General features: G+C 67.8%; 2 protein-coding genes. Both read right to left on the minus strand.

From position 1 onward, the window contains the following. Positions 1 to 203: 203 nt before the first annotated feature. On the minus strand, positions 204 to 368 hold the full coding sequence (locus tag ACZ5CR_RS44610) for a hypothetical protein (protein ID WP_468869242.1): 165 nt from the start codon (positions 366 to 368) through the stop codon (positions 204 to 206). Positions 369 to 577: 209 nt separating this feature from the next. Then, on the minus strand, positions 578 to 1,701 hold a 1,124-nt coding region (locus tag ACZ5CR_RS44615), incomplete at its 5' end, for a tetratricopeptide repeat protein (RefSeq protein ID WP_468869245.1).

Genomic DNA, 1,701 nt, shown 5'->3' on the forward strand with positions numbered 1-1,701 from the left:
GGTGACGCCTGCGTGGTTGTCGGCGAGTGCAGGGCTCGCGGCGCCGCCAGCGGCAGCGGCCGCGATGGCCAGGGAGGGGCAAATGTTCGAGTGGGAAGAACGGTTCCCGCTACCGATTGGCCTGACCCTTCCCCGGGCATGCGTCGGCCGCGGTGGCTCCCCCTCCGCGCCACCGCGGCCGATCGATCCCCGTGCGAGAAGGTCTAGTTGGGCTTCGGGCTGCCCGCGTGCTCGTCCTGCGTGCTGATGACAGGCTTCGGGCTGCCCGCGTGCTCGTCCTGCGTGGTCACGGGCTCGCTGCCCGCGTGCTCGTCCTGCGGCTCGACAATGACGGGCTTGGACTTCGTGGTCTTCTCGTCGTTGCTCATAGCTGGGCTCCCCTATGCGGTTCGTTGAGCGGGCAATGCCCGCCCGGCGACTCCCCCGTGGGCCGCCGAGCGGGCGGTTCGGACCGATCACCCTAATGGTGTGGCCGCGAGTGACCCGTCTGCCCCCCGACGCGACGGATCGACAGGCTTGAGCATGCCGGGCCGCGATAAACGATTGATGAACGCTTCCCGCTTCCGTGCCCCCGCGCTCAGGCGAGGGTTGCGGGAGACAGCAGTGCTCGTACCTCGTCGGCCTCGGCGGAGTTCAACCGCTCGTAGATGGAGAGGGCCTCGCGCCAGCATGCTTCCGCCCGGACGGCCTGTCCGATCCCGGCAAGGGCTCTTCCGAGGACGGTCAGCATGTTTCCACGTGACCAGTCGCCGCCGATCCCCCGGAGAACAAGAGCCTGTTCGGCGTGAGTGGCGGCCAGGGTCGGTCGCTGCGCGGCCAGATGGGCCTCGGCGAGGCGGTAGTGGGCCATGCCTTCCCAGAGAGGCTGCCGGCTCTCGTGGAACGTGTTGAGGGCGTCGGTCAGCTGCTCAAGCGCTTCTGCGGGCCTGCCTGCGCGCGTCAACGCAAGCCCCAGTGCGTACTTGCCGTTGGCGAGCCTCAGAGTTGCCCCCAGGCTGCCGTAGATGCGTACCCCCTGCAACGCGAGGTCGACCGCGCTCTCTGTGCGCCCCAACTCCAGCTGCACACGAGACAGATTGCACAGTGCGCTTGCCTCGCCCGGCAGGTTGTCATCTGCGCGGAAAGCCTTGATCGCCTGGCGGAGGTGAGCCTGTGCGTCCTTGTAGCGGTGTTCGTAGAGCGCGATGATGCCCCGCTGATTCGGCGTACGGCTCATGGAAACCGGGTCACCGGCGGACAAACCAAGAGCAAGGGCCCGATCGGCCTCGGCGTCGGATTCTGCGAACTTGCCGGTGAGGCTGCGCACATGCGCGAGGAAGGTCCGGGCGCGCCCCTCCGCTTGAGGGTCACCGGCATTCTTGGCCGCGGTGCTGATGGCGTCCGCCGCCATTTCGTAACGCCGGGCGTTGGCACCTGATTCGGCCAGATCCATCGCTGCCATCAGAAGGTCCGCGGACCGACGGAGCATCGGGCGCGTGGCGGTCTGCTGCGCACACGCGAGGAGACATTCCGCCTCCGCGAAGAGCCAGTCCAGCGCCGCATCCCGGTCCGGAAATGAGAGCCCAGGACGCTCTGTCCGTTCCAAGTGATCCACGAGCCGATCCCCCGGCCGCTCCAGCGCATAGACCCCCGCCGCCGAAGCCAAGTAAAAGTCCAACAACCGGGACATGGCCGCCCCCTGCTCACTGGGAGGCATCTCAT

It is taken from the genome of Streptomyces sp. NPDC031274, from assembly GCF_055570235.1.

What these genes read in the sequence shown, in the direction of transcription:
- ACZ5CR_RS44610 (WP_468869242.1), bottom strand. Translation starts at nt 368, where the DNA reads ATGAGCAACGACGAGAAGACCACGAAGTCCAAGCCCGTCATTGTCGAG.